This is a genomic window from Legionella brunensis (genome assembly GCF_001467025.1).
Lineage (GTDB): Bacteria > Pseudomonadota > Gammaproteobacteria > Legionellales > Legionellaceae > Tatlockia > Tatlockia brunensis.
In genome coordinates this window covers 403,495-410,979 of sequence record NZ_LNXV01000029.1, presented here as the reverse complement: position 1 = coordinate 410,979, position 7,485 = coordinate 403,495, and the positions used below count along the sequence as shown (strand labels likewise).

The window sequence follows — 7,485 nt, the reverse complement described above, 5'->3', positions numbered from 1 at the left end:
CAAAACGTACGAAACTTGAGATTTTACAAGCCGGTGAAGTAGGCTATGTTGTGGCAGGGATTAAAGATATTCAAGGAGCACCAGTAGGTGACACACTGACGCTTGAAAAAAATCAAGCCTCCGCTCCTTTGCCAGGTTTTCAAAAGGTTAAACCTCAGGTTTATGCAGGACTGTTCCCTATTAGCGCTGATGATTTTGAAGCCTTTCGAGAGGCATTGGCCAAACTAAGCTTAAATGATGCGTCCTTATTTTATGAGCCTGAGTCTTCTGAAGCTTTAGGCTTTGGATTTCGTTGTGGCTTTCTTGGCATGTTGCATATGGAAATTATCCAGGAAAGGCTTGAGCGCGAATACAACCTGGACTTAATATCCACAGCTCCTACGGTAGTTTATCAGGTAATCACAACTAAGGGTGAAACCCTGATGATCGATAACCCGTCGCAGCTGCCGCCACCTCAACAGATTAAGCAAATGTTTGAGCCTATTGTGCGTGCCAATATTCTTGTGCCTCAAGATTATTTAGGGCAGATAATTAGTCTTTGTGTGGATCGTCGCGGTACACAAGTGAATATGACTTACAGTGGCCGACAAGTTTCTGTGACTTATGATCTACCGATGAGTGAAGTTGTGTCTGATTTCTTTGACCGCTTAAAGTCTGTAAGTCGGGGTTATGCATCGCTTGATTATAACTTTTTGCGCTTCGAAGAGGCTGATTTAGTAAAAATGGATGTATTAATCAATAGTGAGCGAGTTGATGCTTTAGCTGTAATTGTGCATCGAAGTGATGCTCATAGTCGTGGAAAAGCGCTGGCTGATAAAATGCGTGAATTAATTCCACGACAAATGTTTGATGTCGCTATTCAGGCAGCTTTGGGCACTCATATTATTGCTCGCCAAACCGTAAAAGCACTACGTAAAAATGTGACAGCAAAATGCTATGGTGGAGACGTGAGTCGTAAACGTAAACTACTTGAAAAGCAAAAAGCAGGGAAAAAACGGATGAAGCAAGTAGGGCACGTAGAGATTCCCCAAGAAGCATTTATGGCAGTTTTCCAAACTGATAGAAAAAAATAGAGCCGTTAAGGTGCCATCAATCTCGTTGAGGTGTGCCTTGTACTTTCAACCTACAAGGCTAGGCTAAACAGACGTTGCGCGAGATTTCTTTATAATATAGTAAGTAGGATTGTGAAACTATGAATTTTGCTCTGTTATTAATCATTCTTTCTTTAGTAAGTGGTGTGATCTATTTGTTAGATGTTCTCTTCTTTGCTAAAAGACGAAAGCCTGATGAGAAACCTGGGCGCATCATTGAATATTCTCGGTCGTTTTTTCCTGTGTTTATTTTGGTGCTATTACTCCGTTCTTTTTTGATAGAACCTTTTCGCATCCCTTCTGGATCGCTGGAGCCGACCCTATTGGTTGGTGATTTTGTAGCTGTCAACAAATTTGCCTACGGGCTTAGACTGCCAGTTTTGGAAACAAAAATTATGCGAATTTCTAATCCTAAAACAGGTGATGTTGCAGTATTTCGTTGGCCACCTGATCCCAGTTACGATTACATCAAGCGTGTTATTGGTGTTCCGGGGGATAAAATCAGTTATCACAATAAGGTCTTAACCATTAATGATCAGGAAATGAAACAAACTTTTGTAGAATACACGATTGATGAGAGTTCAGGCCATGCTGTTGCGAAGTACCGTGAAAATCTAAATGGTGTTGAGCATGACATTTTTATCCGTCCAGATGTGCCTGCTGATAATTTTGATGTGGTGGTGCCTGAGGGGCAGTATTTCATGATGGGGGATAATCGTGATGATAGTGCTGACAGTCGTTTTTGGGGGTTTACTCCAGATGAGTATCTGCGTGGCAAAGCGTTTCTTGTTTGGATGAGTTGGAATGGCAAGACAGACAGCATCCGTTGGTCAAAAATAGGTCGTACTATTCATTAATAACTATACTATAAACGAAATTAAGTTTTGAACGGCATGCTGCTTAGGGTAGTAAAGAAGCCCTTAAAGGAAGGCCGTGTGCTTGATTTGATTATTATTTCTGAGGTAAATATTGGTTTCTATTGATTTGCAACGTCTATGCAGACGATTAGGATACGAGTTTAAAAATCCTGCTTTTCTAAAACAGGCACTTACACATTGCAGTGCAGGTAGCGTTAATAACGAGCGATTTGAGTTTTTAGGCGATTCTATCTTAAGTTTTGTCATTGCAAATGCGCTCTTCTTGATGTTTCCTGAGCACCCTGAGGGTCAATTAAGTCGGCTTCGTGCATTTTTGGTCAAAGGGGAAATGTTGGCTGAGATTGCTACTGAGCTAGAGTTGGGTGATTATTTATTTCTCGGCCAGGGTGAATTAAAAAGTGGGGGATTTCGTCGTGCCTCTATTCTTGCGGATGCTCTAGAAGCTGTTATTGCGGCTGTCTTTCTTGACGGTGGGATAGAAGCTAGCAAAGCATTGGTTCTTAAATTGTATCAATCGCGATTAGAAGATGAGACTTTGCATGATAATTTAAAAGATGCGAAAACCCAGTTGCAGGAATATTTACAAGCACACAAGAAACCTCTTCCAGAATACTCCTTAATCAAGGTAGAAGGGGAGGAGCATGAGCAAATATTTCATGTCAATTGCAAAGTTAGCGGCATTAAAAAACCGGCAACAGGTTTTGGTTCTAATCGTCGTAAGGCAGAACAGGAAGCCGCAAGACAATTGTTAGAAGAGCTTAAGCGCATTTAAAGAGCAACAAGCCATTTGATTCCTCATGGTTTATCTTGCGATATAAAGACAGAAACTACCCTTTATGTCGCTAAACAAAATATAACTCATATAATCATAATTCTATTAATTACCTCTAGCCAATAATGACAGCGACATGACTGCAAATTTGATCATAATGCTTGGTTCTACATTGGGAAATCTATTCATAAACATTCCTACTATAGTATTTCTATTTTAAGAGTTATTACATGAGAAAATAGTTTTGGTAAGGCAGAGAGAAAATATTGCCTTTATGAAAATTTGGGGGGCTTTAGAAGCCTATCATGCAAGCCGAAAAGGCTTAATAATCATATAATCATATTGTGTTAATATTAATTATAGTGTTCTAAAAATATTGCTTGCCGGAGTATTCGAACATACTTTCTGTAAAGGCTGATTTTTGACGAGAGGTTTAATTATGCCCAAGATGCCATACCAACAAATGCTCTCATACAATTCATTTTTGAAGAAAAAATTTGGGCTTCATGGAAAAGATAATTCAACGTTGACCTTGTATGAACCTACTCGCGCAATCACCACTCCTAAAGGGGGAATGCTACCTTCATTCAGTGGACTTGGTAAGACAGTTACCCCCACTGTTTTACATAAAAAAGTGATCTACAGCAATCCCACGACGCAAGCAAAATTATCGGTGATAAATCAGGATGGTAAGTATCAAACCACCGTCTACGTAACTACCCCTGAAAAGATAAAAATAGCTTTACGCAATGGTGTATTTGAGGCAAGCACTATTCAGGATCCCTTAGCAAAGATGATTGCTGAAATTGGAGTTTATAAGCGCACAGTTTTTGAGCGCTCTACAGAGCTGCATGTGAAAGTTACCAAAAATGAAGAAAGGCTTGCTGTTGCAGACATAACTCAAACTTTGATTGAAGCATTACAGCCACTTAATCAATGCATCAATAACTATAATGCATCAAAAACGCCACAAGAAAATTTACAGGGTGTTTTACAGAGGTTAAATCAACTCGGTGAGAATCTTACGCATCTTATTAGCGAAAATGAGGCTAAAAAAGAAGAGCCTTACCCCACATTGATGGCTTGTGCTGCTAAGGTGAAAAACCAAATAGAAGAATATCGCAATGCTTTAGCAAAGATAAAAAATCCTTCAGAAGATCAAGTAAAGACGATATTAGGGAGTTTCGGAACTAGTGATAACTTATTAAAGTATTTTTTACAACAACAAATCAATACCATTACCCAAGCGGGAATTGATGCAAATTATGCTGTTACAGGTTTATATCAAGATGGCAGTGGTTTGTCGCAAGCCCTATTGAATGCACAATTTACTGGTGAAAAATTTTCTAGTCAGCTTGTTGATTACCATAATAGTGTTTCGAAAGAACATGGCTTTGATTTTTCTGACAAGGCAAAAAATGGGCTTGTGGCTATTGATTTAGGAGATTATGGCTTTCATCCTAAAAGCAGTGTGGAATTAGCAAAACGAGTTGCCTTGATTAATCAAATTGAAGAAGGGAAAAAACTAAATCATGAAACTGATGAAACGGTTAGACTGATTAATTTTAGAAGTGAAAAGGATGCCTTTCCAGGATACACGGCGGTAAAAAAAGCAGGATTTACATTAGTCAATTTCGGTATTGATATTTCTACCTTTGTTCTTGATTTAGGTTATTCTGCCTATGCTAGTGCAACAGGCATTATTAATGTTGGGATTCGTGCTTTTGGGGGTAAACCGTTTAAAGTCGGCCCATTCCCAAGCGAACGCTCATTTTTTCAAAAATGGGATATCGCGGAAAATGCGTATGCTAATTTAGACTCTACTCGTGTTCTTTTTGGTGAAAATGCCATTACGCAAGTGACTAACTCCGGTATTTTCGTCAAAGCGTTTAAGTTTATTGGACAACAATTGATAAACTTCACCTGGAAGCCTTTAGTTGAAGTGGTTAAAGGCCTCACAACCAATCTTTGGGATGGTGCAAAAAATATTTATTACGATGTAACGATTGGAAGAAAACCAATCAGTGATAATGAAATCGCTCATTTGCTTAACTCCCGTCATCATGCCAATGCTGAAATTGAGCAAGAAAATCATCGAGCCATAGAGATGCTGCTTGATATGCAAAAAGAGGGAGGGGCTTATAAAGGTGTAGAGTTTGACAATATTGGGGAAGCTAGTGCTGATTATCAATTAAATCCAGATAAACCTGAAGATTTTGTTTCATGGGCAAGCAATGATTTTGTCAAAGGTATGGTGGAAGTATTTTCCCAGGAAATATATAGAGCACACCCTTTAGGTGGTTTAGCGTTTACCGTGGCAGCAACCACGGCTACACCCATGATTATGCCTTTCGCAGCCAAATATGCTTTCCTGCATTTTATTTATACCAAAATAGATATTCCCATTGCCAAAGCTCTCGTTGGGGAAACACACGGATTTATGTCAGCTTTTTCGACTGCAATGATTGAAGGCAAGGCTGCTTTTTTACTAAGTGATATGACAAATGGTAAAGATAGTATTTTGGTCCGTGGTGTCGAACTGGTATTTGAAAATCCTGTATTGGCTGGGCTAATTGGTACAGCAGCAATAGGTCTTGGGTTTGAGATTGCATTCAAAGCAAATATTCCTTGGTTAAGTGAGGAGATTGCTAGTGAGGCAGCTCATGCTAGCTTCCCTTATTTTGAATTAGGTTTGTCAGGAGCAAAATTAGCAGCCATCGTTCTTGAAAGTGGTATTCGCTATGAAGCTGAGGAAGAGGAATCTCATGCACATGAGCTGGAAAGAAAAATAGAGGATTTGCGACCTGAAGTCAGAGAAGCCATGATGACTGGTTACAAGAAGGAAAAGGGTGTTGATCAATTATCGCCAGAACAAGAAAAACAGGTGGATGCTCAAGTCAGCGAATATTTAGATGCCTTTAAAAAAGCGTTAGATGCTGATTATACTGATGTTATGCTTCATGCTATTGAGAAATCTATAGGAGAATATGCAGTAAGGCATACAGAATCTCCTTCCTCCAAACAGCAAGAAACTGTTTCTAAGCTGCAAACCAACTTCAAACGAGCCCATATCCGTGAACAAATATTGGAACTTGAGGCAGACAGTTTACCCCAGGATGAAAGATATAAAATAATGCATTATGTTAACACGCATTATGCAGATGACCCTGAATACGTCGCTGCGGTCAAATATAAGTTCATGGGGGGGCATGAAAAAATTGGTGGTCTTGCTGGCTCTATTAAGATGGCCTTATCTTATATTCCAGCGCTTGCTCGTGCAGGCGTCTCCGCCATTATGTCGGGAGGACTGAAGGTTGCATCTCTTTTTGATCCTTCTCTGACGTCACAGGCCTCAATGGCTTTCCAACCTGTTAGGGACCTTGTTGATAAAGTTCGTGCTGATACTGGTTTGATTATCAAAGCGGTTTCAAATATGGCAAGAGTCGGTTGGGGATTGATAGGAAGCATATTACGAGTCCCAGTTGTAGCTCTTTATACCCTATTAACAAGCCCTGCTTTGATAGGTCAGCACCTTGCTGGCTCGCACATTATTCCAACTCCTTTGGAAGTGAACTCCAAGCTATCTACTTTTTTATTTGCTCCGGGAAAAATTAGTCAGTTTCTTAATGCGGTTACAGGGTTTTTCAGGGCAGCAGCCTCTGCTAAAAATATAGAGGTAGCTACAGATAGTATTACCAAGCGAGAAACATCTGAGAATATTGCACATATGCAACCTTTAATTGCGAAAAAAATTGAGGGTAAAGAGGCGAGTGATAAGATAATGTTAAAACTGCTAGCTCCCTCTGCAACTGAGGAGCACAAGTCTGCCAATAATTCAGCGTCTCCAAGTAAGAGTCATTCCCATGAACCATTGTCGAAAGCGGGTTTAAGGATATTGGTGAGAGAGGATGTTACGCATAAGGACCATCCGCTAAAAATTAAAGAAGATGACTCTCGTGAAGATGAAGGCGAAGGCAGCTCAATTCAACTCAAATAGTTCATTTTACAAGCCCGTATGACAATAGATACAGGCTTTTGAATTAAGAACGTAAAAAATTAACAATCCAATGAGCAAACACATAGTCATCGACTTTGTGTTGTAGTGACATTAATCCTTCTTCCGACAATGCCTCCCCAAGTATACTTTTTCGATCTTCAATGAGTGCTTGAGAATAAGCTTTACTAAACTCCGGATGTCCTTGGACTGTGAGAAGGTTATCATTGATTTGTAGCATATAAAACGGGCAAAAATCGCTGCTTGCAAGTATTTCAGCGCCTAATGGCAGTTCCATTACCTGCTCCTGATGACTTACAAGAAGATTCAGAGCGTCTTGTTGAGGAACCATCCACGATTTTTTTCTCGTAACTTGGTTTATTGATACGCCTATACCCCAGCCATTAGATGCCAAAACAACCTTTCCTCCCAATGCTTTGGCAATGAGTTGATGGCCAAAACAGATGCCAATGATTTTTTTCTGGGAGGAGTGGAGACGAAGTATAAGATTTTCAAGATGAGTAATCCATGGGAAACCATCATTTACACCATGACGGCTACCCGTTATTAAATAGGCACTTGCTTCATCAAGGTCACTGGGTAACTGGCCACGCTGCGCTTCATAAATTGAGAATGTTAATGTTGGGTCAACTTGATGGAGTAGTCTGGCAAACATATCTGGATATTGTCCATGCTCCTTACTGAATTTTTCTCCTACATGATCACAGAGTAAGATTCCAATGTTCATAT

5 protein-coding genes are annotated in these 7,485 nt (G+C 39.8%); 4 read left to right on the top strand and 1 reads right to left on the bottom strand.

Annotation, left to right across the window (positions count from 1 at the left end; all coding sequences use genetic code 11):
• From lepA to Lbru_RS10540, 4 genes are all read left to right on the top strand, one after another.
• Window positions 1–1,073, top strand: a 1,073-nt coding sequence (gene lepA / locus Lbru_RS17815) for a translation elongation factor 4 (protein ID WP_238583868.1), incomplete at its 5' end; no start/stop codon positions are given.
• Window positions 1,074–1,192: 119 nt separating this feature from the next.
• Complete coding sequence (gene lepB, locus Lbru_RS10550) at window positions 1,193–1,948, top strand: signal peptidase I (RefSeq protein WP_058442094.1); 756 nt, start codon at window positions 1,193–1,195, stop codon at window positions 1,946–1,948.
• 109 nt (window positions 1,949–2,057) lie between these two features.
• Window positions 2,058–2,741 (top strand): ribonuclease III, encoded by a 684-nt coding sequence (gene rnc / locus Lbru_RS10545; protein WP_083500897.1) that lies wholly within the window; start codon window positions 2,058–2,060, stop codon window positions 2,739–2,741.
• Window positions 2,742–3,180: 439 nt separating this feature from the next.
• Complete coding sequence (locus Lbru_RS10540; RefSeq protein WP_058442092.1) at window positions 3,181–6,738, top strand: hypothetical protein; 3,558 nt, start codon at window positions 3,181–3,183, stop codon at window positions 6,736–6,738.
• A gap of 43 nt (window positions 6,739–6,781) precedes the next feature.
• Here the strand turns inward: Lbru_RS10540 and Lbru_RS10535 are convergent, their stop codons facing one another.
• Window positions 6,782–7,483 carry a glutamine amidotransferase-related protein gene (locus tag Lbru_RS10535; protein WP_058442091.1) on the bottom strand — a complete coding sequence of 234 codons (702 nt, stop codon included), beginning with the start codon at window positions 7,481–7,483 and terminating at the stop codon, window positions 6,782–6,784.
• Window positions 7,484–7,485: the final 2 nt, after the last annotated feature.

Excerpts from the sequence above, each read along its gene's own strand:
- Lbru_RS10535 (WP_058442091.1), bottom strand. The coding sequence starts at position 7,483 with ATGAACATTGGAATCTTACTCTGTGATCATGTAGGAGAAAAATTCAGT.
- Lbru_RS10540 (WP_058442092.1), top strand. The coding sequence starts at position 3,181 with ATGCCCAAGATGCCATACCAACAAATGCTCTCATACAATTCATTTTTG.
- lepB (WP_058442094.1), top strand. The coding sequence starts at position 1,193 with ATGAATTTTGCTCTGTTATTAATCATTCTTTCTTTAGTAAGTGGTGTG.